The following is a 25,745-nucleotide window of genomic DNA, read 5'->3' on the forward strand; positions in this document are numbered from 1 at the left end:
AGAATAGGAGGAGATAGTCATGGAAGAACGCAATAAGCTTAAGAAAATGCTATTTATTACGAGCTCCCTTGGTTTCTTCGTTTTTACTATGGTTATCATCACCGAGATTGTAAGATTGACAGTGAATTGATTCCAAACACGAATAAGCTGAGAAATCATGCAAATACATAAAAAAGCTTTCCTCTTCTTATGGTTGAGGAAGGCTTTTTTATTTCTAGTTTTTGTAATTTTTTGACGAATCTCATATATGTTTTCGACAGAAATAGAGTTCTTGTGGATAAAGTAAATCTGTTAATCCACATCGATATGCCTGTGTTTTTGTTCTTTATTAACATTTTGTACACAGGATAATCACATGATACCCACAGTCGTTGTGGATAACAGAACGGTTGTTCGTTATTGCTAGAGATGCTACAATTGCTTCAAATCCAGTTGGAGGTGGCGAGAGTGAGACAATTAAATGATCACAACTTACTAGACGTTTATGAACGTGCCGTCATGCTCAACTTAGATCAGGCTTTCATTGATTTGCTAGCTTCAGAGATAAAGCGCCGTAACCTGGTTGTTTCTGATCCGAATGAGCAAAGTCAATCTGCATAATACACATTACAATACTACCACCGTAATGGTGGTTTTTTTCTATAGAACTTCAAATGAAACAATGGAATCAATAGGCTGCCCACCGTTTTTTAATTGCTCAAGCAAATAGAAGTGAATAGGACCGTTTTCACGAATGGGTTTTCCATCCTTGGAGAATTGCAAAATGGCTTTCCGTGCCTGATCGAGTGGAATGTCAACCGGTTCGTCATGCTCTCTGTGAATACGCATTGTTGTAGCCTCGGGTGATGCCTTAGCATTATCTAAAAAAAAGGAAAGTCGGATTCCATAATCGCCTTCTAGCGCTTTTCTCATATCAGGCATGCTTGGTTTGGTGGAAGGTGGAGTTGCACCTTCGAATATTTCCCGATCCCAATGAGCACCTGCCCCTTTTAGATAGGCTAATTCGTTTTCTTGCTCTTCATCTTCCAGCTCAGCAAAGGAATGAAGCTCCAGTTTTCTTTCATCAAATATCCAGACCCCAGGATCGAGTGTAATGGAATAGGTAACTGCCCCTTTAATCGTGATTATATCTGCCACTGCTTGTGCCTCCTTGTTGAATCAGATCATCCATCAGCTATTGTAGCGCAATTTTTCAGATCTGGGCAAATCAATTGGTCATTTCGTTTGACATCGCATACCTTAGGCACGTAGAATGATAGAGTATTGAAGTCTTTTCAAAACCTTATAAATAACGTACTATGATAGATAAGGTTGGAGGCAATTGGAGGGATTGACGTTGACTGAGGTTAGGATTCCTGACTTGGTAAATAAGGCGCTAACGTTACTAAGAGCAGATGCGGCCAAGATTTATAAATTGATTGATGTTCAGATGGAACACCTTACCATGCCGCAATGCCCTCTTTATGAAGAGGTTTTGGACACGCAAATGTTTGGACTGTCTCGTGAAATCGAATTCGCTGTTCGTCTCGGGCTGGTGGAAGAAGAGATTGGACGAGAAATTCTTGATAATTTGGAGCGCAAACTGGCACACTTACATGAGCTATACAACCAAGACGTGAGCGAGGGATAATCGGCCCCTCGTTTTTTGTTTGCCTTAACCTCCAAATCTGCATGAGAGATTAAGATTAACTGATGGTTACTTGGAAATAATATTTCCAAACGAACAGTTGATGGAGGAAAATGAATGGATGAAATGGGGAAGCAAATTGATGCAGTCTCGAACCAGCTAACCAGATTGCGAGTGGAATTCTGGGCAGACTACACTTTATTCACCTGGCAATGGTGGATGCTGGTTGGTGTGTGTATTGTTATGTCGATCCTGTTTATTACATTGCTTAAAAAAGATAAGCTTCTTCAATCCATTGCCTACTTTGGAGTGGTATTCATCATCAACAAATACTTGGATGATTTGGCAACAGCTTTAGATTGGTATGACTACCGGATGCAACTGAACCCAATCATTCCGACTATGTTAACAGCCAACCTGTTTGCCGTTCCTATGGCGATCACACTCGTTTATCAACGTTTTGTCAGGTGGAAGTGGTTCTTGCTTGCACTAGGGGCCTTTTCATTTTTTCTCGCCTACATTTCATTACCACTGATGAAATTGGTTGGCATGTATCAGGAGAAAGTATGGAACTCCCATTTGTCGTTTGCCAGTCTTGTCGTCATCGCTGTGATTGCCAAATTAATAATTGACCGTATAGAAATCGCACAAAACGTTCAGCGTGAAAGAAAGCATCATTTTACCATTCACAGGCATTACCGTGACGAGCAATTGCTGGTGCTGTTTCCTTTTATGCGTTGGTTTCTGCGAAAAGAAAAAACTGACTAGCCGCAACATGAAACCCAGTCAACACACTTACAAGTGAAATGACTGGGTTTTTGTTTGCTCAAGATAGAAAAATAACCTTTATACAAAGAAAAAGGCAGTTCCGAGAATAACGTAGACGGCCAAAAGCAGGACACCTTCAAACCAGTTTGTTGCTCCGTCCCGTGAGATGGAAATAGCGATAAACGTTGCCACACCAATTGCGGCTAGCTCAGATGTTGTAAACACGATATTCATCGGTGATCCGAAGAATAGGCTGAGTAAGACGAGTGTAGGAGCAACGAACAAGGCAATTTGCAAACTGGATCCGATGGCAATTTCTACGGCAGCACCGATTCGGCCTTTCATCGCCATCAAGATAGCTGCACTGTGTTCGGCAGCATTACCAATAATCGCGATGACGAACGCACCCACGAATAGCTCAGACCAGCCAAGCTGATGCGAGACACTTTCAATACTATGTACCAGCCACTCGGAGATGACGGCAACACAAATGGTGGCTAAAACAAGCATGATGATCGAGACACCTTTGGACCACGTTGCTTCTGAATCGTGTGGTTCAATGTCGGAGAGGAACTCCTTGTGTGTGATCATCGAGAAGATCAGCCAGAGAATATAGGCAAGAATCAGGATGACAGCGATGACGATACTCAGCGTATTGATGTGTGGAATTGGTAACTCTCGAATAAACACTGCGGGAATGAACAAGGCAACCACAGCGAGGGTCATCAATGACGCATTGTGACCAGCCAGTATTCCGTTGAACTTTTGCTCCTTGTACTTTAACCCCCCGAATAAAACACTAAGTCCCAATACCAAGAGCAAGTTGCCAATGATCGCCCCTGTGATTGATGCTTTAACCATGTCAAACAGTCCTTCCTTTACCAGGAAGAAGGCAATGATCAGCTCCGCAGCATTTCCGAAGGTGGCATTCAGGAAGCCGCCGATCCGATCCCCTGCATAGTAGGCAACACTTTCAGTTGCTTTTCCTAACCATGCAGCGACGAAGACAATGGCAATGGAGGAAGTAATAAATCGGATGAATTCATTTTCCAGAACATAATGACCTACTGCCGCAAGCACCAGGCTCCCGATAACGAGCGAAAAAAATAGACGAATATTCACTTACAACACCTCGATAGACAAAAGTTGGGAATTAAAAACAATATTTAGTTTATCCAATGCTTGAAAGAATGTCACCATTGAGTTTGAATTCATGCCAATTTTGAATAGGATCAGGTGAATTCGGGAGAATACAGCATATCAGGAATAAGAAGGAGGTTATGAGATGTCTCACCCGTTTATGTGTCCCACGTGTAAATCAAACCGTATGCGATTCACAGTGATTGAACAAATTCCACGGTATGTACGCCTTGATCCGCAAACCGGGCAGATCGTAGCTGAACTGGCGCCTGAACAGTTGGACACGTTTCATCAACCGTATAAAGGGGACTCTGTTAAAATTCAATGCGGTGTATGTGGCACGATCGAAAGTGAAGAACGCTTTGTAAAGATGGCAGAGCATTACAAACGATAATCAGGTGGAAACTAGAAAGAAAGGATGCGTAACAGGCATCCTTTCTTTTGTGTTTTATCTACAGAAGATGTGATTACCAATGCGTTTGATTTGTGGCCTGCTCCAAATCCATGCGGATGTGGCTGTATCTGGATTGAAGTAATAAATGGCACCGCCAGTTGGGTCCCAGCCCTTCATCGCATCCTGAACCGCCTTTTTCGCTTTTGCATTGGGGGTAAGCCAAATTTGTCCATCAGCTACGGCGGTAAAAGCTCGAGGCTCAAAGATGACCCCGGCAGGAGTTTTCGGGAAAGAAGGGTGGTGTGTTCGATTCAAGATTACTGCTGCAATCGCAACCTGACCAATGTAAGGCTCACCACGAGCTTCTCCGTACACGGCATTCGCCATAATTTTGAGATCATTACTTGCTATTTTGACAGTGTGCTTAACATTCTTTTTGGGGGCAGTCCTTGTTCCAGTTGCACCGGGGCGCCAATTTTTCGAGGCATTATACAATTTAAGCTTTGTTTTCGGCCCGAGCACACCATCAACTCTCATCCCGAATTTGTATTGGAAATTTCTAAGCGCCCAATAGCTGCGCCATCCAAACTGTCCATCGATCTTTCCTGTATAATAGCCCAAATATTTTAACCGACCCTGCATCTCACGCACATCCGAACCAGACGAGCCGACTTTTCGAATCACTTTGCTAAATGCTTCTGCTGATTGTTTCGGCATGATGCTTGTCAGGGAAAGCACAGCGAGAAGCACGGCAGAAAACAAGAGATACAATTTCTTGTTTTTCACAGAAAAAACCTCCTTTCTCACCAGTTGATCTACGGGTAGTTTGTCCTCGTTTGGCTTACTTTAGGAGTGTTGAAAAGAGTAAAATTTTGGGTTGCAGGTCACAATGTACGTATGTCAAACCACTTTTATGAAAGGGAGAATTTCACGTGGAGAGCAGAACGGTAAGTCAATATCTGACACAACAACTGATGAAATGGAAAATACAGCGTGTATACGGTGTCGCAGGAGATGCACTGTTTCCCTGGCTTGATGAGTTAGGCAAACAAAAGAAGATTCGTTTCATTCCCACAAGACATGAATCGGCTGCTGCCATGATGGCATCTGCGGAGGCCAAGCTCACCCATAAACCTGCTGTCTGCATCGCAACCAGTGGCCCTGGAACCGTTAACTTGCTCAATGGATTGGCAGACGCACAGATGGATCATGTTCCCGTAGTCGCCATTACGGGACAAGTCGATTCCAGACGGATCGGGAGTCACTATAAACAATACATGAACCAGCAGGAGGTACTCGCTGCCTTTTCCCACTTTTCTGCAGAAGTGGTCAATCCGGATCAACTTGCACACGTTCTTCACCGGGCTTTTGTGACTGCAACGCAGCGAAGAGGTGTGGCACATATCAGTATCTGCAAAGATGTTTTAGCGAAAACTACAACACTGCCCTTGCTCGATTCCTTGCCAAGAGCGACTTTATTTCTCCACGCTGACAGGACCGAGATGGAAGCAGGCTTGGAACAAATACGAAAATCACAGAGGCCACTCATTTTGCTGGGCAATGGCTCGAGACAGGCCGCATCGTGGGCGATCAGACTGGCAGAGCAATTGGGGGCGGGAATCATGCTTTCACTTGGTGCCAAGGGGGCCATTTTAGACGATCATCCTCTGGTATTGGGTGGAGTGGGTGAAGGAGGGAGTTTGACCTCCATGCGGGCGCTGCAGGAGGCTGATACTATGCTGATTCTGGGGGCAACCTGGTTTCCGCAATCCTTTATCCCGAATCATGTCTCTCTCATACAAGTAGACGAGAAGGCAGAATCAATCCATGCGGCTTCGAATCGTTTGGCTGTCATCGGCAATCTGGAGGAGGTTCTGCCGTTTTGGATTCGCAAGCTGGAGGGAATAGATCATCAACCAAGTGGTAACTGGAGCAATGTGATACGGCAATTACACCAGGAGTATCAAGAAGAGACGGACATACAGGTACAATTAAATGAGCAGGCGGAGAGGGTGCGACCAGAACAGTTGATCAAAGCCATCCAACTGGCTGTCGATGAGGATGCGATCATTGTTGTTGACACGGGGGAGCACACGATCTGGTTCAATCGGATGTTTAGAGCCAATCGCCAGCTTCCCTTGTTCTCAGGAAAATGGAGAACGATGGGATATGCCTTGCCCGCAGGAATTGCTGCCAAGCTCGTTAATCCCGACAAACAAGTTGTTGTCCTCACAGGAGACGGTGGTATCCAGATGAATTTGGCAGAGCTGATGACTTTAAAACAGTTAGGGTTGGCAGTAACAATTGTCATCAGTAATAATCGGTCACTTGGTCTTGAGGAAGTCAAAATGGCTGCTGAAGGGTATACTCCATTTGGCACTGAGCTAACGAACCCTGATTTTGCCGGATTAGCAAAATCATGTGGGCTGAATAGTTATAGAGTAGAGAGAGCAGATGAACTGGAAGGCGTCCTGAAGCAAGCATTTCAATCTGAGGTAGCATCGGTCATCGACGTTTTTTGCACAAAACCGACATTACAGGTGAGAAAAAGTCAATTATCTGCTTCAAACGAACAAGGAGTCTCGATATAATAGATAGTAATATAGTTGGTTCAAGAAGCTCGACCCAAGGATACGTTAGCAAATGGGAATGAGGTGCTAACCATGGAAAATCGTGGGGAAATACGCATTGCAGATCAAGTTGTAGCAGTAATTGCTGGTATTGCAGCCAACGGAGTGGACGGAGTTACAACAGCAGCAAGTGGATTTTATGAGGACATAGCCAAGAAAATTACCAAGAAAGCAGCAGCGAAGGGTGTAGAAGTAACGATTCTCGAAGATGAAACCATCATTGACATGAGACTTCGTGTTCGTTTTGGCACCCGAATTGATTACGTTTGCAGACAGGTACAAGAGAGGGTAAAAGAAGATGTGGAAACTTTTACAGAACTGTACGTTCGGGAGGTTAATGTAAAGGTCGACAGTATTGTGCTCGAACAAGAAGAACCCTGAACCCAGATATTTCTGGTTTCAGGGTCTTTATTTTGAATTCAACAATTCTTGTGCACGTTGTCGATTCACTTCACGAGAAACACTCAGGAGTACCCCGATTCCTATCAGACAGACGAGTAACGAAGACCCTCCATAGCTGATTAGAGGCAGGGGAACACCAGTAATTGGAATGGTTCCTGTTGCGCCACCCATGTTGATGAGGGCCTGCAAAGAGATCATCGTAACGATACCAATTCCCGCCAGACTGGCAAAGGTGTCTTTTACTTTCAGGCTGATATAGACGCCACGAAGCAAGAAGAGAAGGTAAACAATCAAAAAGCATACAATTCCGATAAAGCCAAGTTCTTCTCCGATAATCGAAAAAATGAAGTCAGTATGTGCTTCGGGCAAGTACAGGAATTTTTGAATACTTTTGCCGTATCCGGTACCAGACACACCACCACGAGCCATTGCAAAGTAAGACTGGGTAAGCTGATAGCCTTTGTTTAATGGATCAGACCATGGATCTGTAAAGGAAAGCAAGCGGTTCATCGCATGCGGTTTTACGGCAATATAGGTCGCAATGATAAAAGAGAATGGCGGAACCGTCAGGAAAAACAACTGTTTGAGATTGGCACCTCCACAGATAAGAATAATCCCTGCCGTCCCCAGTAGAATGGCGGCTGTACCCAAGTCCGGCTGGAGAGCGATCAGCACGAAAAAAAGAGCAGTAACCACAAGTGGGGGAAACAACCCCTTTTTTAAATCCTGAAACTTTTCACCCTTTTTCGAGATGATGGCAGCAAGATAGAGAATCAGGCCTAATTTGGCAAACTCTGACGTTTGCATGCTGCCTAGCGCTCCGATTTGAATCCATGATCTCGCACCCTTTACTTCTGTCCCGATACCAGGAATGAGGACGGCAACCAGCATGATAAAAGATACCATCCCAATCAACAAAAAGTTCTTTTTATAAAAAGAAAAGGGAATATTCATTGCAATCAGCATACTTATCAGGCCCAAGGCAGCCCAAATGCTTTGTTTCTTAAAGAAATACAGCTCGTCCCCATTACAGTAAGGGCATCCTTTTGAAGTGTAAATGCCTGTATGAGCAAAAATCGAGCTTGCACTTAGCACCATGGTGATCCCAAATCCAACGAGCAACAACGTCAGAAACAGCAACAGGAAATCAGGAACCCCGCGAGTCTTCATGATACCCCCCCACAAAAATCCCAGGAATTAAAACAGAGAGGGATAAATCGCCTCTCTGTGTCAGTGCGTGATTGCTACTTCTACAACTTATCTTTTAACTGACCAAGTTTGCGTTTTGCTGTCTCAACAACAGCAGGAGGTACTTGGGCGTCATAATCTAAGCCATGTGGAAATGTAGCTTTTCCCATGAACGGATCTTCTAATTTTAATAGTGTGTGTGGGTCTTCCAATTTACCTTTGACAGCATCAGCTTGTACACGGAGGTAAAAGACACTACCTTTGTCTTCAATTTTGAAATCATATGTAGCGTGGTTGTAGTCCCAAGCCCAACGAACAAAACCAAGTTCGTCCATAATGTGGTCGAGTTCACCCAGATGTGATTCTTTACCACCAATACCAGTATCTTTAATTACCATCGGTCTTCCTCCTACTAAGGATATTCACTCTCTTATGATAGTAGGTTTTGCATCGAAGTGCAATGAATAAACCCTCACTCGTCAGAATTTCATCTTGAAAGCATGTGAGCCTGCTGCCTCTGAATGAAAATGGTGTTTCGGTAAACAATAGAAACTGTTACTACGCACAAGGAGGAGATAGTCAGATGGCAAGTCGTACATTACGTGAAATCATGACAAAAGATGTGCAAACCGTTACTCTCCAGGACAATGTATATGAAGTAGCAGTCAAAATGCGTGATTATAACGTTGGGGTAATTCCTGTTATAGACGAAAAACAGGACGTCATTGGCGTCATCACTGATCGGGATATTGTCATTCGTGGTATTGCAGAAAAGCGAGAAGGTTCTGCGAAAGTGCAAGATGTGATGACACGAGACATCGTTCTTGGTCAACCGGGAATGAGTGCAGATGAAGCTGCTCGTATTATGGCAAGGCACCAAATTCGTCGCCTTCCAGTTGTAGAAAACGGCAAGCTCGTCGGTATTGTTGCCATCGGTGACCTCGCTGTTCGCAACATACTGCAAGATGAAGCCGGACAGGCTCTCTCAGAAATTTCTGAGCCCGCTTCACGTCATTAAGTATGAAATATGCAGACGGTCTGGTATCAGATCGTCTTTTTTTATTTTTCGTGGTATATCAATCGGCAGAAATACAAACAGATTTTAGTCTGAAATTCTCTTTATTTCAGTCGATACTATTAAATAAGACCAGATTATCAACTAGAAGGTGGAACAATGAAAAAGAGAACTAGCTGGGATCGCCTAGAGAATTTCCTTACATCACAAAGAAACCAAGAACAGCCAAATCATATTGCCACCAGTCTGCAAGAAATACAATTTTGTGCATTGGCATTGACAATGCATCGGGATTTATTGTCTGCTCATCGATTATCCATCCATTCGATTCGTCTATTGGGTGAGGATCGTTACTGTATGTAATCAAAGATGTCCTGCCTCTTTACATTGACGTTACGAGAAGGTTTACAATGTAGGTAAAGTTGCAGGAAAGTTGGGTGTACGAAACATGCTGATTCATGAGATGGCCAGACAACTTCAGATTACCCCGAGAGCGATTCGCTTTTACGAAGAAAAGGGACTGATTGCTCCCAGCAAAGGGGAAACTTCAGGTTATCGCAGATTTACCCAGGAGGATGCCTGGAGGCTGCAAACCGTTGTCGCGCTTCGAGAGGTTGGCATGCCCATCGAACAAATTCAACAATTGCTCTCACAAGTGACAAATACGTCACACTCCATTTTGCCTTATCTGGAGCTGCAACGTGCCTACATGTACGATCGCTGGGTAGAATTGAAAAATGCGATCCAAACAACAGAATCCATGATTCAACAAGTCAAACAGCAGCAATTTGTTGAACCAGAATCTTTATATCAACTGGCAGAAGGAAGCAAGCGTTTGCGGCAAACACGCAAGGAATGGGTCGATCGATGGGATTTTAATCAGTTTGCCGGTCGATATGACGATTGGGTTGCTGACCAAACCAACATCACTCACCATGGCTATGACGAGGTGCTTGCGTGTGTAGTGCACTACACGTCGCCAAAGCCATATGAAATTGGTCTTGATGCGGGGACAGGCACGGGAAATCTGGCAAAAAAATTTGCAGGTCAATGCCACAAACTGTTTGCTTTCGACCAATCACTTGAGATGCTCGCTCACTGTAAAGCCAAGAATCCCGAGATCGAAACAAAATTGGGAAATTTTTTAGCCATTCCTTTTCTGGATCATTCCTTTGATTTCTGTGTGACGAGCTATGCCATGCATCATCTTACGGATGAGCAGAAGGCGCTGGCGATTATGGAGTTCGACCGGGTGTTGAAACCAATGGGGCGGCTTGTTATTGCTGATTTCATGTTTGCTGATGATGATCACAGAAAAAGCCATCTCCAAGAATTATGGGGAACCGGTCAAGAAGATTTGCTACAGGAAATCGAGGACGAGTACTATGCCAACCGTGCATTTCTGGTTGGAAAGCTGGAGGAATTGGGCTTTTCTGCCACTGCCATACAGCTTAATACATACATTCATCTGATTTCTGCAAAAAAGGCTTGAACATATGCTGACACTCACCCAGATCGCTGCATAGCCTATAGCGATAGGGAAAGGAGGGTCCGCGTGGGCTTATTAGATTCGTTTGGTCGAGATAATGAAGAGCTGCTCTGGATCATTGTAATTGTGGTGGTATTGCTGTTTTTGTTTAATGACAGAGATTAATTGTGTGACACTACTGACGTCAAGTAAAAACGACCATCCATCAGGTTCGGTCGTTTTTGTTTTTTATTTATACTCTTTTGACAGCATTTCCTTGTTGAGAATGGGGCATCCTACTCTGTAGATAACAGGTGAAGGAGAGGCTCATATATGAACTGGCACAAACGTATCTTGACCCTACTGCTGATGTTGTCTCTGATGGCAGGAGTCGAAGCAACCATGGTTTCGAAGGAGACAGGAAGTTATACGAATATACAAAAACCTGCTCTCGCTGTTCACCATACTGTCAAAGGGAACAGCCTTCATTTGCATCTTACGGTAACCCGATTCCATTTCTCCATTGAAAATATGGGCAAGGATAACAAGCAGGGGGAAGGGCACGTTCATTTGTACATAGATGGTAAAAGGGTAGCCAAAATTTTTGAAACGCATTATGTCTATCCGGAACTAACCACTGGCAAGCATAAAGTGACACTGGAGCTGGCACACAACAACCACGAATCCTATGGGGTAAAACAAAGCTTTGAGATTGTCGTTCCCTAACAAAACGGTCATGACCCTTTAGACGATTTTTCACTGAAAAAAGCAGAGGACTCGTCCTCTGCTTTTGTATGAACGTATGGTACACTTACATTATTTCAAATCAACGGTAACTTTGGCATTGGTAGTAGGTATGGCGATCACGGCGGAAGGATATGTGATCACTTGCACAGTCATCGCTCCAGCCTGTGGCTTCACTTCATGTGCCTTCACAATCAGACTGCCATCTGCCTGCTTCTCAATTCCGTCTAATACAACTTTATAACCACCCGTGTTGCGTTTGCCGAGAGAAATGATGACGTAGGTCTTTTCGGCAACGACGACTTTTGTTCCTCCCGTAAAGCGGATATCCTGTAAAGAAGCTTGTACTTCCTTCGGATAAGGTGATTGAACCGTTTCATATGAAATGGCAGTTTGGGAAGCTGATGCAGATGCTTCATTCGTTTGTGGGTTTGCGTTATGATTAGTTGTCATAGTTTCTCCTGTGAAGAAGGTAATTGTTAAAGCAAGCAAAGTTGCGATTAATTTCATATATAGTTTCCTCCTTGTTGCGAATCCAGTGATGATTCGTTAGTGGATACAGGCAGGTGAATAATGTGCATTACGATGGATGTATGGAGATGCTTTCAGACAGAACCAAACAGTTGATTCAGATAGAACACTTGAAACGAGTACCTCAATGGTCAAGAGAGAGGGACATTCACTCGTTTGTAAATGATTCAGAGTATCTAGAGCACCTATGGACTAGTTTAACAGATGCCGAACGTCAAACTGTGCTGTTTTTTTATTTGTCGTCTTCAAAAGGTTTTTTCAGAAAAAGAGAGTGGGAAGATAAGGTACAAAATCAAAATCCGCACCTGGAAGATGGTTTAACAGGACTACGTCAATTGGGTCTTGTCTTTACCGTGCGAAAATTGTGGAGCGACATTGGCTATATTATGCCTGTAGAAGTTCGTCAGGCTTTTGCTAAGTATATCCTGTCGAATGAAGAAAAAGTGAGGGATGCGATCGCTGATTCCAGCGAAGCACTGTCTTATTATATACCAACCGGACGAGGAATTCATCTGGATTTGTTTGCCTGCTTACTATTTATCAGAGACATCCAACCAACCATTACCCAAAAACGAACAATCAACAAACGGTATTTACAAAAGCTTTCACCGCTTTTTTCTCTGCAAGACGAGCATATCGCAGGGTGGTATCACACAATGTTTCCTTATGAGGTTCAGAAGTCTTATTCACCAGTGGAAGCATTCCTGCTGGATTTGGGACTTCGCCTGCGACTATTGAGAGTGGAAAGCAAAAAGCTGATACTCTCGATGCCAGATGTTATGGGTTGGCTGTCTTTGGATTCCAAAACGAGACAGTCCAAACTGTTTGCCCTGATTACCACTAGTTTTGTCCCCGCAGAATCGTGGCTGGAGGCATTCCTGCACCAGATGCTGCACACCTCCGATCCTGATTGGATGTCTGTTGAAACGAAATTTCAACAATTGGAGCAACTCGGATTCTCCATTCCTGTCAATCGAGTGGAAGTCCTGAAACAGCAATTATTACACCCGCTGGCAGGTTGCGGATTCATTGAGTTAGGAGAGTCGGAGAAAGGGTTGTTCTGGCGAAACAATCCAACTTCATCCGTTGAAGTGAGTCAATGGTATGTAGAACCAACAGGAGCTGTCCTTGCGCCTCCGATTACTCCTTTAGACCAATTGTGGGGTTTGAGTCGAATCGCACAGGTAACGTTTAGTGGGGACTTTGTCCGGGGGGAATTGAAGCCAGCCAAATTGCAGTTGTTTCTCTCAGAGGGTGGATCTGAGGAAGAGATCATTTCTTTCCTGCAGAAAAGTTGCCCATATCCGTTGCCACAAGCTGTTGTCGATCAAATCAAAAATTGGTCCAGGCAAGGAACGCAAATACGAGTCGAGCAAGCAGCCATTGTAACCGTGGCAAATGCCGGGATATTGCAGGAACTGCAGCAAATCTCAACCGTTCAGCCGTTCATCAGAAAAATCATTTCTGACTGTGAGTTTTTGGTTGAGTGGGGAGCGCTTGAGCAACTGACTCAAACACTGCGTGAACTGGGGTTTGAACCGAGCGAAGGGAAAGTGGACAGTTACACGCCACTTGCTTCTCCAGTGTCGGACTCTCAATCTGTAAAAGAAGAAATGAGCCAGGAAGGGTTATTCTCTTTGGCAACTCCATGGGAGGGGTACAAAATCGAAAATGTACTGCCTGAACGAACCCTTCGCAGCAAGGAAGTTGCCGATTTGCCGAAAATATGGACCCAGCATCTGCAGTCATACCATCCTCAGACGCTGAGGGACATGCTGAGACGGGCGAGCGAGTTAAAGATATCGGTACTTATTCAAAAAGCCAATGAAGAAGAAATCCAGGGAATCCCGGTGAAGGTAGAGGTTGAAATGGGCTATTGGATGACTATACTGGAACAGGAACGGCGAAAGCACAAAATGAAAATAGACGATATCAAACGAATTCGACTGGTAATACCTGAATACAGCTAACCTCTTGTAATAATGAGTAGCATACGTGGTACAATAGGGTGATAGTTAACCTATAACCTTTACCCGAGAAGGGGGGAGCAAACCTTGTTGGATACAATTGATACCATCGATATGGCTGAACTGATTGAGCAATCCTATCAGTTGGCTGAAATGATAAATGAGTCACAGGAAGTTGCAAGCTACCATGCTGCCAAAGCACTGATGGAACAGGACGTTGAAGCGGTCCGGTTGCGTAAGTTGTTTGAGCAGAAGAAGGAAGTCTTTGAGGAAGTACAGCGATTTGGTAAATATCATCCGGATTTCGAACGGGTCTCCAAGGAAGTGCGTGAATTGAAGCGCTCCCTTGAAATGCTCGATAGCGTACAAGCATTCAAACGCTCAGAGAACCAGTTGGATGAAATGCTGTATAAGGTAAGCAGAATCATCGCTGACGCTGTTTCCGAGTCGATCAAGGTACCGAGTAACAATCCGTTCCTGGAAGCCATGAGCCAGGGATGTGGTACAGGCGGAAGTTGCGGCTGTAGTACCAAGAGGAAGTAAGCATTCGGTAATTCCTCCCAACAACTCATCTTGATAAAACCCTGTGGGCATGGTAGCATGAAAGTGATTGATGGAAGGGGTTAGGGGAAAAGCATGAGAGAAAAACGACTTGGATTAGCCGTTTGGATCAAAAATCCACGTGTTGCTAAGAATTTGCGGAAATTTGGGACCATTCATTACGTCTCCAAGCGTTTGAATTACGTAGCCATGTACGTGGATGCTGATGAAATTGATGAGACGATCAAAACGTTGGAACGACTTCACTTTGTAACCAGAGTCGAGCGATCACATCGCCATGAAATTCCAACTGAGTACAATAACTCCAAACCTGACAAGGCGAAGGAATTCGATTATCAATTAGAAAAAACACAATTGATCGCATTGACTGAGGCGCTGATTGATACGGGAGTCAAAGTTGAATCTTCGTCAGCAGTATAATGAAATGAAATGAGAGCAACGAGTGCATACTCGTTGCTTTTTTTATGTGAAAAACGGTCTCGACGTTTTAACCGAAGTAAATGCCAGACGTTACGCTGAGGCACCTTGTCATTAAAGTAGATGTGACCGCTTGCGGTCAACAATACGGTCATGACCGTTTTGTTTATTTAAGCAAATTGTTACTAAAGATTTAACATCATTTGTACCTTCTATATGATATTCTGAATATATCGCATCGGATGAATGCGCTTTCAAATGTGTCGATAATGGAGGAACTTATAGATGAAACTGGATATTAATTGTGATATGGGTGAGGGTTTTGGTCTCTCGAGACTAAATGAGGATCTGGGCATATTAAAATGGGTCACATCAACGAACATCGCTTGCGGATTCCACGCGGGTGATCCGCATATTATCGCCAGATTGGTTGAGGCTTCTTTAAAACAAGGAGTCAAAATTGGTGCGCATCCGGGTTATCACGATGTCCATGGTTTTGGACGACGTTCGATGCACATGTCAACCAAGGAAGTATATGAGTTGGTTCTTTATCAGGTATCTGCACTCGACGGAATCACCAAGGCATTGGGAGGAACTCTTCATCATGTGAAATTGCATGGCGCCTTGTACAATGAAGCATCGGAAAGACCAGAATTTGCCGAGGCCGTTGTTCGAGCAGTTTCCGATGTACGAGACGATCTGGCTGTCTATGCATTGTCAGGAAGTCCTTTAGTCGAGCTATGCCTTGAATTTGGCATTCCGGTAGCAGAAGAAGTATTTGCTGATCGTGCCTATCTACCTACGGGCAGATTGGCACCGAGAGAGCTGGAAGGCAGCATGCTCATCGGAAAAGAAGAGCAAATGAACCAGGCATGCAAACTTGTTCTTGAGCAGAAGGTGCAAACAGTGGATGGGGGAGAAATTGAATTAACGGCGGATACGTTATGCATTTCTTCTGACAACCTGAATATCGTACCTTTCCTAATGGACTTGCACCGTTGGGCAAATCAGAACGGGGTAAGCATTGAGCCGATTGATTTGACTTAAAATACAATGAATAAAATGAAAGAAGGTGGACCTCAAGGAGATCCACCTTTTTGGCATTCCATTAGTTTGATCTAGCACCAAGCCATTCTCCCATGGACGGGAAGGTTTGTTTCAGTGCAACTCCGCTATTTACAATCGATACGTGTCCCGTTGGCAAGCGGAGAATGGATTTATCCTCACTCGATACCACATCATTCAGCGCTACACTTTGGCAAGGAAGCGCAATATGGTCACGTTCAGCAACGATGGTGAGCAGGTTTGCTTTAATTTCACTCAGGTCTACTCGTTGTCCTCTAAGAACGAGTTCACCCTTAATCAGTTTGTTTTGTTGATAGAAATCACGAATCCATTGTCTGAAAGCCGCTCCAGGGAATGGAGTACCGTCAGCCACCCATTTATTCAGGAGCCGCCAGTTCTTGATGAACTTTTCATCTGCTGCTCGATCAACGAGGTTCACCCAAGGTCCGATGAAGTTAGTGATTGGTTTGAGCAGCTTGTTGCCGAAATCAAGAATTTCGGGAGGAATCACACCAAATGTCTCCACCATTTTATCGAGATTGTAGTAACGTTCATCAAGCCAGACACTGTAAGTTCCTGCATTGGAAAAGTCAATCGGGCTCGCCAATGTAATCAGGTTGCGGATCGGCAAATGACCGTGCAAGGCAGTAAACATGGAAGTGATCGTGCCTCCCATGCAATAACCAAGAATGGACAAGTCTTCTGCCTTGGAGGTGCGCAATACCTTGTCAACTGCTCTTGGAATATAATCAAAAATCAAATCGTCGAAGGTTACATCCTTGTCTTCTAACTGGAATACACCCCAGTCCAAGAGGTACACATCGAAGCCTTGATTCACAAGGTACTCGACCATACTCATACCCGGAGTTAAATCCATAATATAAGGTTTATTAATGAGTGCATAAACAAGAAGTAACGGTGTTTTGTGACGCTCAGCCTGAGGCTTCACAGGGATATAGCGATAGAGTTTCGCCTTGTTTTTGGTCCAGATGCACTCCTTGGGAGAAAGTCCCACTTCAGGCTCAGGCCCGGTCAAAATATCGCGGACGTTTTCCAAACGGGCAATGGATTTCTGGTATGGTTCAGGCAATTGTTTTACCATCTCATTCCAGCTTTGCAGATAGTTAGGAACGCTCATGAATGGAAACCTCCTTACATATATAATCCACCATTGATGTTGAGGCTCTGTCCGGTAATATATCCACCGTCTTTCGCAAGGAACAGGACGCCTTTGGCGATCTCCTCAGGTGTTCCGAAGCGGCGCTGTGGGATACGTGATTTGATTTGCTCCTGGATTTCTTCTTTGACGAAGGCAAGCATATCCGTTTCGATGAAGCCTGGGCAAATCGCATTGACGGTAACATTGGTTTTTGCGAGCTCTAATGCAAGAGATTTTGTAAAACCGATAATGCCTGCCTTGGCTGCGGAGTAGTTGGTTTGGCCAAAACCACCCGCTTGACCAATGATGGAGCTGATACTAATCACTCGACCATTTGGTGATTCCAACAGTTCGGGCAATGCTGCCTGAGTTATGTAAAAGAGGCTGTTTAAGTTTACCTGGATGACCTTGTTCCAATCTTCGTCCGTTAACTTGCGGAATGTGCGATCCCGTGTGATTCCTGCGTTATTTACAAGGATGTCTAGCCGTCCAAAATGTTCTTTGGTCTCATTTACAAGGCGCCTTGCATCGTCTGATTGGGAGACGTCTGCTTGAATAGCGTATGCTTTCACGCCATAGGTCGATTCAACTTCCTGTACGAGAGCGGTTGCAGCTTCTGCACTGGATTGATAGTTAATCACTACGTTTATTTCGTTTTTGGCAAGTTCTTTCACAATGGATGCGCCAATGCCGCGTGAACCACCTGTTACGATTGCTACGTTACCTTGTAAATTCGTCATTTTTATTACCCCTTTGAATGTAATTAAACAAAATATTATGAATATAAAATCAGTTCATTTTATTCAGGTTTTTTATCGAGTAAGTCTGCCAGTTGATCCTGAAGCTTGTCTAATTTGAGATCTAATTCATCCACTTTGTTTTCCAGGTTAACAATTAATGACGCCAGATTTGCAATATCATTTTTGCTGGGAAGGTGAGCCTGTTCAAGGTATTTGTCCGTGCTTTTGCGAACGGCATCCTGGTATTCAAGCATTTGCTTTTGCAAATATCCCAGCCAAGCTGAAAATGCCTCTGTTTGAACTGTCTCGCCCAACACTTTACCCCATTGTGATTCTGTTTGGTCATAAAGCTTTTTCCAGACGGTAAAAGGATCAGGTAATTGATTGTTCATACATAACCTCCTTGTTTAGGGAATCTTTGGAAATGCACACTCCCTTATTATATCGTGGCAGTTTTCATTTGTATCACCTTTTTATATATGTAAGCGCTATATCTTTTTGCTAATTTATGACAGCGATTTACAAAGGAACAAAGGATATTCATGGCCCCGTCATTTTGTTACAATGAAATCAAATTCAAGTTGGAGAGAGCCTGATGAATACTATTCAAAAGACAAGTGTGTTGATCTGTGTGGCAATTCTTGTCGTATTTTTAGGAATTGGCACGGTCATAAAATGGTCACAAATATCGGATTGGCTTGGCTTAGGAAAGGAAGGAAGGGCACCTGTTGAGCTCGGAGCAGATCCTTTTCATTATGATCCGTTAGTTCCTTCTTACATAAAAGATTTACATCCTGTCTATACAATTAAAGCGGATCTCCGGGTAAATGAAGCTGCAATTGCGGGACAAGCTGTGATCGAGTTTGATAATCCGAAGACCAAAGATTTGAATCTGTACATTTACGACTACTCATGGAGTCCGATGCGTGTAAAGTCCATCCGATACGATGAGAAGAGTGTTCCTTTTAGCAGAGAGGGTTCCGTCCTTCGTCTTGCCAACGTCTTTGGACAGAAAGCACGAGGATCATTAACTGTCGAGTTTGAGTCACCCGTCCCCAGAAGCGGTACAAGGTATGGGGTAAAGGATGATATCTGGACGCTGACCAACTGGTATCCGATGCTCGGTGCTCTTGATCAGCGTAATCAATGGTACGTGCCATCACAGCCAATTGCGTACGGTGATCCATTCATTTACCATTACGGAGACTACGATGTCACATTTGTTGCTCCGGAGGCGTATCAGTGGGTTACCACATGGGGGCTAGGACATGCTCAGCCATTGCAGGACGGGCGCAAATCGGTACGTTACAAAGCCAAAAAAGTGCTGAATTTTTCGATGGTGGGAAGCCCGCTTTACAGGGTGGAATCTGTTGAGGTAACTCCCAATATGACGGTTCATATCGCTTCACCATCGCAACAGAATATTCAGATGATCAAGACCATTGCGGAAGCAGCATTCAAGGCGTATATCGAGGAATATGGGGACTTACCTTATCCGGAGGTTGCGATAGCGGAAACGGGACCTTACACCAACTACGCAATGGAATATGCAAATATGGCCATCTTTTCCAAGGATATGTACCATAACAATTTGGTAGACCATTGGTTGCCTCACGAAATTGCCCATTTGTGGTGGTATAACAGTATTTCTACCATAGAGCCGATGAATGGCTGGCTGGATGAAGGACTGGTTGAAGCAAGTGTTTATTTTTATAATCTCAAACGTCACGGAAGCGGTTCTGCAGAAGCACTTTTGCAGGAATACATTGAAGATGAACGAAAATTACGTACACGATATCCATATGGAAAACTGGGAAAACGATTGTCTCAGTTCGATACTCGGGATGAATTCGACTGGACGTGGTATTCCAAGGGAGCGTTACTGTATCATAACTTGCGCAAAAATATTGGAGATGCCAAATTTAGTGAATTCATGAACAGAGTGCAACGAAATTATCATGGATATACTCTGGGCCCGGAACATTTGGATCAGGCATTAGGTCAGACCCTTCGGGGACAAGTGCAGTATTTCGTTCCCAATATTGAGCGGATTAATCGAGAGGGATTTACGCCGCTTAAAATTGAATCGTACGTAGACACTATTGTTAATGACATGGCTTTCTATCCGACTGTCTCTGCTCGTGTCAAAGGCAAAACGGTATACGTACCGGTGAGAGAAATCATGCAGAAGCTGGGGTATCGGGTCACCTGGAATGAACAAAAACAGGCAACTGAACTGAATGCAGCCGCAAAAAATGTTTTGATTAAAGAAAACTCAGCAACAGTAGAAATGAACGGCAAAAAGTTTGAGCTCGGCAAACCAGCATTGGAAATCAAGGATCGAATTATGGTTCCAAGTGAATTTTTCGATAAAGTCATGGGCTATCAAGTTCGCTATGACTCGGATGCTCGGGTGATTCATATCAAGGTTTCAGAAAGGCAATGAGAATGATGAAAAACAATATGGTGCTTGTTGGATTTATGGGTACAGGAAAATCGACGGTAGGTAAAGAACTGGCTCATCGTCTGGGAAAAGTCCATGTTGATTTGGATCAGGCGATCGTGGAGCACGAAAAGAGTGACATTCCCACAATTTTTCTAGAGAAGGGGGAAGCTTATTTTAGAGATGTCGAATCCAGACTTCTTGAAGAGCTGCTCCAGAAGGAAAATATCGTGTTGACTACAGGCGGTGGAGCAGTCCTTCGTCCAAACAATGTTACGATCATGATGCTACACTCGATTGTCATTACCTTAACCGCTGCACAAGAGGAGATTATCAAGAGAGTTTCCCAAGATACCAATCGTCCCCTTCTCGCAGGAGACGTTCGGGAACGGGTTGCCTCCTTAATGGAAGCAAGAAAAGGCCTTTATGATTTTGCACCAGTGCAGGTCGATACCACTGATCGCTCCGTAGAGAATATCGTTGAAGAAATCATCAAGAAAACGATTGAAGAGCGGGACTTTCGGAGAGACTAATCCTGTAAGGGGGAGTCGAGATGTCCTTTCAAGATTACCTTAAATATCTGACGAAGCGTTTTGTGGAATACATGGATACGCCAAAAGAGGAACGGCACAAACGCAAATCACCACGAGAGCCTTGGTCTTCCCGGTGGTTTGGTGCAATTCCTATGTCAATCAGGCTGTTTTTACGCAAATAATTTCTGATACGGAGGAATGACATGCCTAAGGTAGCCGTTGAACACTCATTAAAAGATGTCTCCAAAATGCTGCGTGATAACGGATATGATGTGGTCGAGCTGGGAAACTGGCAGCAAATGGTGGACGCCGTTGTCATCACCGGGCTAGATGAAAATATGATGGGTATCCAGACGAAGACCCAAACAGGTGCACCGGTTATTAGTGCCAGAGGGATGACCACGATGGAAATTTTCCATGAGGTGAACCAAAGGCTGACTTCGGAAGAGCATCGATAAGAATGTGAATTGAAAGTGAGAATAGAAAGTTAAAAGCCATCATGGACTCTTGTCATAATGGCTTTTTGCTTTTTTTATCCTGTTTTTTCTGTAATTAATGAATAATCTTTCCTACCTTCGTGATGTAGGCAGATGGCAAAAATCTCAGCCCCTCGTCCCAAACTCCGATATAGGCAACATTTTCGCCCCACACATGAAGGGAACCAACTGTGAAAGGAGCCATAACCTCATCTTGAAATAAGGAAGCTGTCACGACCACAGCTTCTTGATCGGTTGTCTTCCACAAGTCCTGCCACGTAATCTCAGTGTTTTGCGCACTGACGGGTGTGGCGAACATCCAGTCAATCTGGTCAAATGGGTCTGTCAATGTAGTACCTAACGATGTATGTCTGGTCAGCGCAAGTCCTGCCTGAGCAAGATCTGTTTTCGCAAGGGTAGACATCACCGGATTATCTGGCTTCACAATGGTTGGGTACTGTTCACCTGTCTTGGCGTCGACATACTGTGTCGTGCCATTTTGAGAAATTTTCCAGAATGAAGCGAATCCGTCATATACGGGTTGTCCTGGAAATTGTTTGGGCTGGGTAGATTCGTTGAATAGAATATATTCACCTAACCCGTATTCGAGCAAGATAAAGCTAGGCATGTCTGACTGTGGATCGGTTTTCCTATCTTCCTCTACGATCAGATAGCCGACCGGCTTATTACGAACTTGAAGAGTAACAAGCCATTGACGGGAATTGGGGCCAAGCGCCTGTATGTTTGTTTTTGCATCCTTCCATTCTTTGAATTGCTCGTCCTTCGAGGAAAGATTATCAATCCAGTCATGAACCTGTTTCGTAAATACGCGATTCCAGTTCGTATCCTCAGCAAAAACAGGTAACGGCAACAGGGAAAATACCAGCAACATTCCTATTTGAACAAAAATGAATACTCTCTGTAACGACAAAATTGCGCACCTTCCCTTCTGGTTAACGAACCTGGTATCTCGGTTTCATTACTCTATTGTAACCAGAAAGTGGGAAAAAGATTTGTTGCTTGCTGTCTGCTGATGCCTGTTTTTTCTCGTTTTTATTTTACAATTTTTGCTTGCGAGACTTCTTAGCCTAAAACGGAGGCTCATTAAACAGGTAAAACAGACCGCCGTTAATGAATTGCACCTCAATTCGAGGCTCGTACTGCCATTTCAATTCTGCCATTCTTCGTTCTTTTTCTTCCGTTGGGGAGCTGCTTTTCCAATCCACTTGGACGATTTTTTCCTTTGGTGTTTCGGGTATGCTGTGCATTCTTAGGAAATCGAGGATGCGCCCGCCTCCGGTTCTAAATTCATCGAGTGAAACAGGTGGGGAAGAAGTCTGTTGCTCCATATCGAGATCTACTGTATGCATTTGTGTGTTCTCAGTAGTTTTAACAGGTTTTTCTTCTCCCTTTACTTCTGCCTTCACTTCTTCCAGTACTTCATCCTTCTCATCCTTCTCATCTTCTTTTTCATCTTGTTCCAGTTGAGAGTAGTACACTTCGAGAATTTCCAATTCATCTTGCAGCCGTTGTCTTGCTTCTTCTGCCCAGCCTTGATCTTGTGATGAAATAAATTGCTGCACCTTGGCATTAGCCAATTGACAGGCTTGTTCCAAGGAAATTTTGCGATTCAGTGTGTAATAAAAATCAGGGATAGCAGGGGATAAGTGCAAACGACGAACAAATGCGTAGAAGTTATCGACCATCCTCGAATGATGTAAATTCAATCCGAGTGAAAGCAGGCAATCTCGTTTTTTGTCACAGATAAACGACACTTTGATGTTAAGGCAAAGCCATGGTGTCAGCGGTGTCGAACGGCGAGACCGAGTGAGTGCAGGTGTGTCTATCGGGTTTTGCTCATACAAACAGACGAATCGTCCGTGCTTTTGAGACGAAGAGAAGATTTGATGAAGGCGGCTAGAACCGAAGTGGACGAATTCTCCCCGGATGTCAGGTGGCTTGTTTTCTTCATCGAAAAAGAAGCTCAGTATCATCGGCTGCGGTGGAATATTCATTTTTTCAACCCAGGACCAGTAAAAAGGGCGATTTCCAATATCCTTGTCAATTTCAACCGGAAGTTTAACCGTAAGATAATGAGGATGCGACTCCTGAATATGTGCCGAAAAAGCAGATAAATACTTTTCAATATAATTGCGCACTTCCACCTGATTCAACGTATGACCTCCTCTCAGAACGCCTTGACTGATTAGTGAGCAAATGCAGGTTTCGTTTGTGTTTGAACGGTCTCACGAACCGATCGAATGGCTTGACCCATGTTGTCCAGCTTGAGTACCATTTCTTTGTCAGATCTGGAATCCATAATGATCTCGATAAGGTTGTGTTCCAATGATTTCGTCAATGCGAGGCGATCCACGATATCCTCCAATTCGCCGATCACCATTTCGAACATGTCAATTTTTTCGTACAAAAGGTTCAGGATGTGTTCTTCGATTGTCCCGGTTGTGGAAAGATTGTAGATGTTGACGTCTCGTTTTTGTCCCAGGCGATGCACACGTCCGATTCGTTGTTCGATCCGCATCGGATTCCAAGGGAGATCGTAATTAATGACTTGGTTACAGAATTGCAGGTTGATTCCTTCGCCAGCCGCTTCGGTTGCGATGAGCACCTGTGCACGGTTTTGGAACAGTTCTGTCATCCAGTCTTTTTTACTCCGCTTAAATCCGCCTCGAAAGGGAACAGATGTGATTCCGTGGTCACTGAGGTATTTTTGTAAGTAGTTTTGAGTTGCTCGGTATTCAGTGAAAATGATGACTTTATCGTTAATCTGCTGAAGCAGCTCCACGGTTTTCGCCGCTTTGGAGTGGGTTTCGATCTTCTTGATTTTTTCTACCAGTTCCATGATCACAGCTCGTTGGGGAGAGTCCTCTGCAGCTTTTTGATACATATTGTATAAGGTCATGAAGGCAGCCTCTCTGGAGGAACATACTTCACGCTGCAAGGTAATGAGTGCAAGTGCATTTAATGCGCCCATCTCCGAACGGTAATAGGTGCGGACGAAATCCGTGACACCGTCGTAGAGGTCTCTTTCCTCTGGTGACAGCGTAATTGGAACGGATTGCACTCGGCGATTGGTAAAATGAATGCCTCCATCGCTTCGGCGATTGCGAATCATGATTTTGCCGATTTCTTTTTTCAACTGGTCATTGTTTTTAGCCTGACGTTTGCCTTCTACGTAATTGGAAGTAAATGACGAGCTATGCCCCAAGTGCCCAGGACGAAGCAGGTTAATGAGGTTGTACAATTCGTCCATCTCGTTCTGGATCGGTGTTGCTGTCAGGAGCAGACAATATTTCTTTTTGATTTCTTTGACGAATTGATAATTGCGTGTTCGCTTGTTCTTCAGTTTGTGCGCTTCGTCGATGATCAGCATATCATAGTTAATATCCATTACATGGCTTCGGTGGGGGTCTCGTTTGGCTGTATCAATCGATGCAACGACAATATCGTGTTGGCGCCACATGTATTCCTTTTTTTGAGCAACGGCAGGGATGTTGAATTTTTGGTTCAGCTCTTTGGTCCATTGAATGACGAGTGAGGCGGGTACGAGAATCAGAATCTTTTTTGCCAGACCTCGTACCATATATTCTTTCATCACAAGTCCAGCCTCGATGGTTTTCCCAAGACCTACTTCATCAGCGAGGATGGCACGTCCACGCATTTCGTTCAGTACCTTTTTTGCCGTATTGATTTGATGATCGAAAGGCTCGATATGGGATAAATACTTCATCGCTTGCAACTCGTCGAAGTCTTTGACGGAAACCGCTTCTTCTGCCTCCATGGCAAGCTGAAAGAGATCCCATTTGTGCCAGGGGCCATCATTTTGGATCATGTCGGATAATTGGTTAACCCACGAATGATCGAAATGGATTGGAATATTCGTCATATACCCGACTCCTTCCGATAAATATCAAGTAATTTTAATTAATAGAGACAAAACACATACAATCAGCTACAATGGTTATGAGAAAGTTAAGTTTTATCTTGTTGTCGAAATGTTGTTTTCAAGAATTGGTTCGTCATGGTAGGATAGTAAGTGACAGTTTTTTTTCTTTAGTATGAAATTATTTTTGCAAGTTATGTATGAACCCGATTGAATAGCGAATGACGGTAGCAGGGAGAGATCGCTTCAATGCGACGCCGAAGGAGCAAGCTTACGAATGTAAGTGAATCTCTCAGGCAAAAGTACCTCTACCCGACGCATCTCTGGAGAGAGCTTACCTTGAACGGGTGAGCCACCCAAGGGGAAACTTGTTCAGTAGAGAAGAATCTACTAACGAGGCAACTCTCAGGTACCAAGGACAGAGAAGGAGAAAATAGTACCCTGGATTAAGGGTACTGTCTCTTCTTTCTGTCCTTTTCTATATGTTCTGATGAATACAGCCAGATCGGAAAGTGGTGAACTTTCAGACTAGTGAGCGCTCATTCATGAGAGGTGAGACAATCGGGGATGGTAATG

Annotated in this window: 30 protein-coding genes and 1 riboswitch; of the genes, 18 read left to right on the forward strand and 12 right to left on the reverse strand. The window is 44.1% G+C overall.

Translation table 11 applies throughout. The features are described from left to right. Positions 1-408 precede the first annotated feature (408 nt). Positions 409-600: a sporulation histidine kinase inhibitor Sda gene (gene sda / locus ACPW7N_RS16440; protein ID WP_425652267.1), complete on the forward strand. Its 192-nt coding sequence runs from the start codon at positions 409-411 to the stop codon at positions 598-600. Positions 601-639: 39 nt separating this feature from the next. Here the strand turns inward: sda and ACPW7N_RS16445 are convergent, their stop codons facing one another. After that, entirely contained in the window at positions 640-1,137 is a 498-nt protein-coding gene (locus ACPW7N_RS16445; protein WP_425652190.1) for a hypothetical protein, read from the reverse strand. Positions 1,138-1,336: 199 nt separating this feature from the next. Here ACPW7N_RS16445 and ACPW7N_RS16450 point away from each other — a divergent pair, with 199 nt between their 5' ends. Both ACPW7N_RS16450 and ACPW7N_RS16455 read left to right on the forward strand, forming a co-directional pair. Next, complete coding sequence (locus ACPW7N_RS16450; protein ID WP_425652191.1) at positions 1,337-1,630, forward strand: Fpa/YlaN family protein; 294 nt, start codon at positions 1,337-1,339, stop codon at positions 1,628-1,630. A 114-nt stretch (positions 1,631-1,744) separates the two neighbouring features. Next, positions 1,745-2,395: a hypothetical protein gene (locus ACPW7N_RS16455; protein WP_425652192.1), complete on the forward strand. Its 651-nt coding sequence runs from the start codon at positions 1,745-1,747 to the stop codon at positions 2,393-2,395. A 78-nt stretch (positions 2,396-2,473) separates the two neighbouring features. On the opposite strand, the gene cax is transcribed toward ACPW7N_RS16455, so the two are convergent. Continuing rightward, on the reverse strand, positions 2,474-3,517 hold the full coding sequence (gene cax / locus ACPW7N_RS16460; protein ID WP_425652193.1) for a calcium/proton exchanger: 1,044 nt from the start codon (positions 3,515-3,517) through the stop codon (positions 2,474-2,476). A 163-nt stretch (positions 3,518-3,680) separates the two neighbouring features. On the opposite strand from cax, the gene ACPW7N_RS16465 reads away from it, so the two are divergent. Next, a complete protein-coding gene (locus ACPW7N_RS16465) occupies positions 3,681-3,929 on the forward strand; it encodes a hypothetical protein (RefSeq protein WP_425652194.1) in 249 nt (82 codons plus the stop codon). A 54-nt stretch (positions 3,930-3,983) separates the two neighbouring features. On the opposite strand, the gene sleB is transcribed toward ACPW7N_RS16465, so the two are convergent. Then, entirely contained in the window at positions 3,984-4,646 is a 663-nt protein-coding gene (gene sleB, locus ACPW7N_RS16470; RefSeq protein WP_425652268.1) for a spore cortex-lytic enzyme, read from the reverse strand. 215 nt (positions 4,647-4,861) lie between these two features. Here sleB and ACPW7N_RS16475 point away from each other — a divergent pair, with 215 nt between their 5' ends. Both ACPW7N_RS16475 and ACPW7N_RS16480 read left to right on the forward strand, forming a co-directional pair. Continuing rightward, positions 4,862-6,520 (forward strand): thiamine pyrophosphate-binding protein, encoded by a 1,659-nt coding sequence (locus ACPW7N_RS16475; protein WP_425652195.1) that lies wholly within the window; start codon positions 4,862-4,864, stop codon positions 6,518-6,520. A gap of 72 nt (positions 6,521-6,592) precedes the next feature. Continuing rightward, positions 6,593-6,940 carry an Asp23/Gls24 family envelope stress response protein gene (locus ACPW7N_RS16480; RefSeq protein WP_425652196.1) on the forward strand — a complete coding sequence of 116 codons (348 nt, stop codon included), beginning with the start codon at positions 6,593-6,595 and terminating at the stop codon, positions 6,938-6,940. Between the two features lie 27 nt (positions 6,941-6,967). Here the strand turns inward: ACPW7N_RS16480 and ftsW are convergent, their stop codons facing one another. Both ftsW and ACPW7N_RS16490 read right to left on the reverse strand, forming a co-directional pair. After that, complete coding sequence (gene ftsW / locus ACPW7N_RS16485; RefSeq protein ID WP_425652197.1) at positions 6,968-8,131, reverse strand: putative lipid II flippase FtsW; 1,164 nt, start codon at positions 8,129-8,131, stop codon at positions 6,968-6,970. Positions 8,132-8,211: 80 nt separating this feature from the next. Further along, positions 8,212-8,547, reverse strand: a complete 336-nt coding sequence (locus ACPW7N_RS16490; RefSeq protein ID WP_425652198.1) for a YugN family protein — start codon at positions 8,545-8,547, stop codon at positions 8,212-8,214. Positions 8,548-8,732: 185 nt separating this feature from the next. Here ACPW7N_RS16490 and ACPW7N_RS16495 point away from each other — a divergent pair, with 185 nt between their 5' ends. The 4 genes from ACPW7N_RS16495 to ACPW7N_RS16510 all read left to right on the forward strand — a co-directional run bounded on the left by ACPW7N_RS16495 (position 8,733) and on the right by ACPW7N_RS16510 (position 11,358). Further along, positions 8,733-9,167: a CBS domain-containing protein gene (locus tag ACPW7N_RS16495; protein ID WP_425652199.1), complete on the forward strand. Its 435-nt coding sequence runs from the start codon at positions 8,733-8,735 to the stop codon at positions 9,165-9,167. A 156-nt stretch (positions 9,168-9,323) separates the two neighbouring features. Continuing rightward, complete coding sequence (locus ACPW7N_RS16500) at positions 9,324-9,527, forward strand: hypothetical protein (protein WP_425652200.1); 204 nt, start codon at positions 9,324-9,326, stop codon at positions 9,525-9,527. Between the two features lie 85 nt (positions 9,528-9,612). Then, complete coding sequence (locus ACPW7N_RS16505) at positions 9,613-10,656, forward strand: MerR family transcriptional regulator (RefSeq protein ID WP_425652201.1); 1,044 nt, start codon at positions 9,613-9,615, stop codon at positions 10,654-10,656. Positions 10,657-10,965: 309 nt separating this feature from the next. Further along, positions 10,966-11,358, forward strand: coding sequence for a hypothetical protein (locus ACPW7N_RS16510; protein ID WP_425652202.1), 393 nt, complete (start codon positions 10,966-10,968; stop codon positions 11,356-11,358). A gap of 90 nt (positions 11,359-11,448) precedes the next feature. Here ACPW7N_RS16510 and ACPW7N_RS16515 read toward each other — a convergent pair whose 3' ends face one another. Then, on the reverse strand, positions 11,449-11,886 hold the full coding sequence (locus ACPW7N_RS16515) for a protease complex subunit PrcB family protein (RefSeq protein WP_425652203.1): 438 nt from the start codon (positions 11,884-11,886) through the stop codon (positions 11,449-11,451). Between the two features lie 89 nt (positions 11,887-11,975). Here ACPW7N_RS16515 and ACPW7N_RS16520 point away from each other — a divergent pair, with 89 nt between their 5' ends. From ACPW7N_RS16520 to ACPW7N_RS16535, 4 genes are all read left to right on the forward strand, one after another. Then, positions 11,976-13,877, forward strand: coding sequence for a hypothetical protein (locus ACPW7N_RS16520; protein WP_425652204.1), 1,902 nt, complete (start codon positions 11,976-11,978; stop codon positions 13,875-13,877). An 87-nt stretch (positions 13,878-13,964) separates the two neighbouring features. Further along, positions 13,965-14,417 carry a YlbF/YmcA family competence regulator gene (locus tag ACPW7N_RS16525; RefSeq protein ID WP_425652205.1) on the forward strand — a complete coding sequence of 151 codons (453 nt, stop codon included), beginning with the start codon at positions 13,965-13,967 and terminating at the stop codon, positions 14,415-14,417. 93 nt (positions 14,418-14,510) lie between these two features. Further along, positions 14,511-14,855 carry a YlbG family protein gene (locus ACPW7N_RS16530; protein ID WP_425652206.1) on the forward strand — a complete coding sequence of 115 codons (345 nt, stop codon included), beginning with the start codon at positions 14,511-14,513 and terminating at the stop codon, positions 14,853-14,855. Positions 14,856-15,137: 282 nt separating this feature from the next. Further along, positions 15,138-15,899 carry a LamB/YcsF family protein gene (locus tag ACPW7N_RS16535; RefSeq protein WP_425652207.1) on the forward strand — a complete coding sequence of 254 codons (762 nt, stop codon included), beginning with the start codon at positions 15,138-15,140 and terminating at the stop codon, positions 15,897-15,899. Positions 15,900-15,960: 61 nt separating this feature from the next. Here the strand turns inward: ACPW7N_RS16535 and phaC are convergent, their stop codons facing one another. The 3 genes from phaC to ACPW7N_RS16550 are packed head-to-tail and all read right to left on the reverse strand — an operon-like array spanning position 15,961 to position 18,208. Next, positions 15,961-17,055 carry a class III poly(R)-hydroxyalkanoic acid synthase subunit PhaC gene (gene phaC, locus ACPW7N_RS16540; protein WP_425652208.1) on the reverse strand — a complete coding sequence of 365 codons (1,095 nt, stop codon included), beginning with the start codon at positions 17,053-17,055 and terminating at the stop codon, positions 15,961-15,963. 14 nt (positions 17,056-17,069) lie between these two features. Continuing rightward, positions 17,070-17,816 (reverse strand): 3-oxoacyl-ACP reductase, encoded by a 747-nt coding sequence (locus ACPW7N_RS16545; protein WP_425652209.1) that lies wholly within the window; start codon positions 17,814-17,816, stop codon positions 17,070-17,072. Positions 17,817-17,875: 59 nt separating this feature from the next. Next, complete coding sequence (locus tag ACPW7N_RS16550; protein ID WP_425652210.1) at positions 17,876-18,208, reverse strand: hypothetical protein; 333 nt, start codon at positions 18,206-18,208, stop codon at positions 17,876-17,878. A 203-nt stretch (positions 18,209-18,411) separates the two neighbouring features. Between ACPW7N_RS16550 and ACPW7N_RS16555 the strand changes: the two genes are divergently transcribed. Genes ACPW7N_RS16555 through ACPW7N_RS16570 form a run of 4 tightly spaced genes read left to right on the forward strand, consistent with a single transcriptional unit; the run spans position 18,412 to position 21,250 of the window. Continuing rightward, positions 18,412-20,262: a stalk domain-containing protein gene (locus ACPW7N_RS16555; RefSeq protein ID WP_425652211.1), complete on the forward strand. Its 1,851-nt coding sequence runs from the start codon at positions 18,412-18,414 to the stop codon at positions 20,260-20,262. A gap of 2 nt (positions 20,263-20,264) precedes the next feature. Beyond that, on the forward strand, positions 20,265-20,792 hold the full coding sequence (locus ACPW7N_RS16560; protein ID WP_425652212.1) for a shikimate kinase: 528 nt from the start codon (positions 20,265-20,267) through the stop codon (positions 20,790-20,792). Positions 20,793-20,812: 20 nt separating this feature from the next. Further along, positions 20,813-20,974 carry a YqzE family protein gene (locus tag ACPW7N_RS16565; protein ID WP_425652213.1) on the forward strand — a complete coding sequence of 54 codons (162 nt, stop codon included), beginning with the start codon at positions 20,813-20,815 and terminating at the stop codon, positions 20,972-20,974. Positions 20,975-20,995: 21 nt separating this feature from the next. Further along, positions 20,996-21,250: a YkuS family protein gene (locus tag ACPW7N_RS16570; protein WP_425652214.1), complete on the forward strand. Its 255-nt coding sequence runs from the start codon at positions 20,996-20,998 to the stop codon at positions 21,248-21,250. Positions 21,251-21,344: 94 nt separating this feature from the next. Here ACPW7N_RS16570 and ACPW7N_RS16575 read toward each other — a convergent pair whose 3' ends face one another. From ACPW7N_RS16575 to ACPW7N_RS16585, 3 genes are all read right to left on the reverse strand, one after another. Beyond that, on the reverse strand, positions 21,345-22,199 hold the full coding sequence (locus ACPW7N_RS16575) for a hypothetical protein (protein ID WP_425652215.1): 855 nt from the start codon (positions 22,197-22,199) through the stop codon (positions 21,345-21,347). Positions 22,200-22,356: 157 nt separating this feature from the next. Further along, a complete protein-coding gene (locus tag ACPW7N_RS16580; RefSeq protein WP_425652269.1) occupies positions 22,357-23,433 on the reverse strand; it encodes a YqhG family protein in 1,077 nt (358 codons plus the stop codon). A 41-nt stretch (positions 23,434-23,474) separates the two neighbouring features. After that, positions 23,475-25,172: a DEAD/DEAH box helicase gene (locus tag ACPW7N_RS16585; RefSeq protein ID WP_425652216.1), complete on the reverse strand. Its 1,698-nt coding sequence runs from the start codon at positions 25,170-25,172 to the stop codon at positions 23,475-23,477. A 218-nt stretch (positions 25,173-25,390) separates the two neighbouring features. Beyond that, a riboswitch (glycine riboswitch) is annotated at positions 25,391-25,487 on the forward strand. The last annotated feature ends 258 nt before the right edge of the window (positions 25,488-25,745 follow it).

This window comes from Brevibacillus nigriterrae, from assembly GCF_049846925.1.
Lineage (GTDB): Bacteria > Bacillota > Bacilli > Brevibacillales > Brevibacillaceae > Brevibacillus_H.

Bases quoted from the DNA above. Each gene is read 5' to 3' on its own strand.
- sda (WP_425652267.1), top strand. From the start codon at position 409: ATGCTACAATTGCTTCAAATCCAGTTGGAGGTGGCGAGAGTGAGACAA.
- ACPW7N_RS16455 (WP_425652192.1), top strand. From the start codon at position 1,745: ATGGATGAAATGGGGAAGCAAATTGATGCAGTCTCGAACCAGCTAACC.
- ACPW7N_RS16465 (WP_425652194.1), top strand. From the start codon at position 3,681: ATGTCTCACCCGTTTATGTGTCCCACGTGTAAATCAAACCGTATGCGA.
- sleB (WP_425652268.1), bottom strand. From the start codon at position 4,646: ATGCCGAAACAATCAGCAGAAGCATTTAGCAAAGTGATTCGAAAAGTC.
- ACPW7N_RS16480 (WP_425652196.1), top strand. From the start codon at position 6,593: ATGGAAAATCGTGGGGAAATACGCATTGCAGATCAAGTTGTAGCAGTA.
- ftsW (WP_425652197.1), bottom strand. From the start codon at position 8,131: ATGAAGACTCGCGGGGTTCCTGATTTCCTGTTGCTGTTTCTGACGTTG.
- ACPW7N_RS16490 (WP_425652198.1), bottom strand. From the start codon at position 8,547: ATGGTAATTAAAGATACTGGTATTGGTGGTAAAGAATCACATCTGGGT.
- ACPW7N_RS16495 (WP_425652199.1), top strand. From the start codon at position 8,733: ATGGCAAGTCGTACATTACGTGAAATCATGACAAAAGATGTGCAAACC.
- ACPW7N_RS16500 (WP_425652200.1), top strand. From the start codon at position 9,324: ATGAAAAAGAGAACTAGCTGGGATCGCCTAGAGAATTTCCTTACATCA.
- ACPW7N_RS16505 (WP_425652201.1), top strand. From the start codon at position 9,613: ATGCTGATTCATGAGATGGCCAGACAACTTCAGATTACCCCGAGAGCG.
- ACPW7N_RS16510 (WP_425652202.1), top strand. From the start codon at position 10,966: ATGAACTGGCACAAACGTATCTTGACCCTACTGCTGATGTTGTCTCTG.
- ACPW7N_RS16515 (WP_425652203.1), bottom strand. From the start codon at position 11,886: ATGAAATTAATCGCAACTTTGCTTGCTTTAACAATTACCTTCTTCACA.
- ACPW7N_RS16520 (WP_425652204.1), top strand. From the start codon at position 11,976: ATGCTTTCAGACAGAACCAAACAGTTGATTCAGATAGAACACTTGAAA.
- ACPW7N_RS16530 (WP_425652206.1), top strand. From the start codon at position 14,511: ATGAGAGAAAAACGACTTGGATTAGCCGTTTGGATCAAAAATCCACGT.
- ACPW7N_RS16535 (WP_425652207.1), top strand. From the start codon at position 15,138: ATGAAACTGGATATTAATTGTGATATGGGTGAGGGTTTTGGTCTCTCG.
- phaC (WP_425652208.1), bottom strand. From the start codon at position 17,055: ATGAGCGTTCCTAACTATCTGCAAAGCTGGAATGAGATGGTAAAACAA.
- ACPW7N_RS16545 (WP_425652209.1), bottom strand. From the start codon at position 17,816: ATGACGAATTTACAAGGTAACGTAGCAATCGTAACAGGTGGTTCACGC.
- ACPW7N_RS16550 (WP_425652210.1), bottom strand. From the start codon at position 18,208: ATGAACAATCAATTACCTGATCCTTTTACCGTCTGGAAAAAGCTTTAT.
- ACPW7N_RS16555 (WP_425652211.1), top strand. From the start codon at position 18,412: ATGAATACTATTCAAAAGACAAGTGTGTTGATCTGTGTGGCAATTCTT.
- ACPW7N_RS16560 (WP_425652212.1), top strand. From the start codon at position 20,265: ATGATGAAAAACAATATGGTGCTTGTTGGATTTATGGGTACAGGAAAA.
- ACPW7N_RS16565 (WP_425652213.1), top strand. From the start codon at position 20,813: ATGTCCTTTCAAGATTACCTTAAATATCTGACGAAGCGTTTTGTGGAA.
- ACPW7N_RS16570 (WP_425652214.1), top strand. From the start codon at position 20,996: ATGCCTAAGGTAGCCGTTGAACACTCATTAAAAGATGTCTCCAAAATG.
- ACPW7N_RS16585 (WP_425652216.1), bottom strand. From the start codon at position 25,172: ATGACGAATATTCCAATCCATTTCGATCATTCGTGGGTTAACCAATTA.